Genomic DNA, 1,177 nt, shown 5'->3' with positions numbered 1-1,177 from the left:
GATCAACCTCGTGTCCCATATGGATCAAGTACCTTTCCCCGGTTCCGGCTTATCGAGCCGAACCCCATAAAGTTCGAGCCGGTGATCGACCAGCCGATACCCCAAGGTTTCAGCGATTTTGCGCTGCAACTCTTCAATGTCGCTATTTTGAAACTCGATGACGGCCCCGGAATCGACATCGATCAAATGATCGTGATGCTCTTCCGGAAGCTCTTCATAGCGGGCACGCCCGTCGCCAAAATCATGGCGCTCCAGAATGCTCGCCTCTTCCAGCAGGCGCACGGTGCGGTACACCGTGGCGATGGAAATGCGGGGGTCGAGGCTGGTCGCGCGGCGGTACAGCATTTCCACGTCGGGATGATCCGACGCGTCAGACAAAAACGCGGGCGATGATGCGCCGCTGTTCGGTCATCTTCAGCCCTTTATCGATGCACAAGCGCTCGAGGCGCGAGAGTGTCTCCTGTGGCACGGAAAGCCCTCCTCAGTCGCCTTCTTATACTCGAAAAGGCCGGGCGCACGCACGTACCTTATGGGCACCGATTGAATCGGAGCCCATCGACCCGAAAGGGCCGTCGAAAACAAACCCTTATAAGCACAACGGCGGAGGGATTTCTCCCCCCGCCGCCGGTATAATTGGCAATCGCCTGAGCTTATTTGCCCAAACCACGCCGCGACCGCGTGCCCAAACCAATTTGCTTGGCGAGCGAGCTCCGCTGCGTTGCATAGTTCGGAGCCACCATCGGGTAATCACTGGGGAGATCCCAACGTTCCCGATACTGTTCCGGCGTCATGTTGAAGGCCGTTTTCAGATGACGCTTCAGCATCTTCAGTTTTTTGCCGTCTTCAAGACAGATAATGTAATCGGGTGTGACCGATTTCTTTACCGGCACTGCTGGAACCGGCTTCTCCGGAACCACTTCGACAGGAGTGCCCAAATTCGTTAGTGCGCCGTAGACTTGACGGATAAGACCCGGCAAATCTCCGACAGGCACGGAGTTATTGGACAAGTAGGCCGCAACCACGTTTGTGGTCAGCGTAGTAAGGTCTCGTGAAGTGCTGCTATCCGACATTGTTAGCAATTCCATGTCGCTTGATACTGCGCAATGTATAGAGCCCCTTGAGCGCTGTTGCAATCTTTTTGCAAGTCCATGCCTTAAAAAAATTGAATGCAAAGCCT

1 protein-coding gene and 1 pseudogene are annotated in these 1,177 nt (G+C 54.9%); both read right to left on the bottom strand.

Features of this window, described 5'->3' with window-relative positions; all coding sequences use genetic code 11:
• Positions 1-24: 24 nt before the first annotated feature.
• Positions 25-412, bottom strand: a pseudogene (locus VZ95_RS18780) (Fur family transcriptional regulator).
• 238 nt (positions 413-650) lie between these two features.
• Positions 651-1,070: a MucR family transcriptional regulator gene (locus VZ95_RS18775; RefSeq protein WP_045777221.1), complete on the bottom strand. Its 420-nt coding sequence runs from the start codon at positions 1,068-1,070 to the stop codon at positions 651-653.
• Between the last annotated feature and the right edge of the window lie 107 nt (positions 1,071-1,177).

The sequence above is a fragment of the Elstera litoralis genome (assembly GCF_000963705.1).
GTDB classification, from domain to species: Bacteria; Pseudomonadota; Alphaproteobacteria; order Elsterales; family Elsteraceae; genus Elstera; species Elstera litoralis.
The sequence above is the reverse complement of the archived record's forward strand: the minus strand, read 5'-3'. Positions and strand labels throughout refer to the sequence as shown.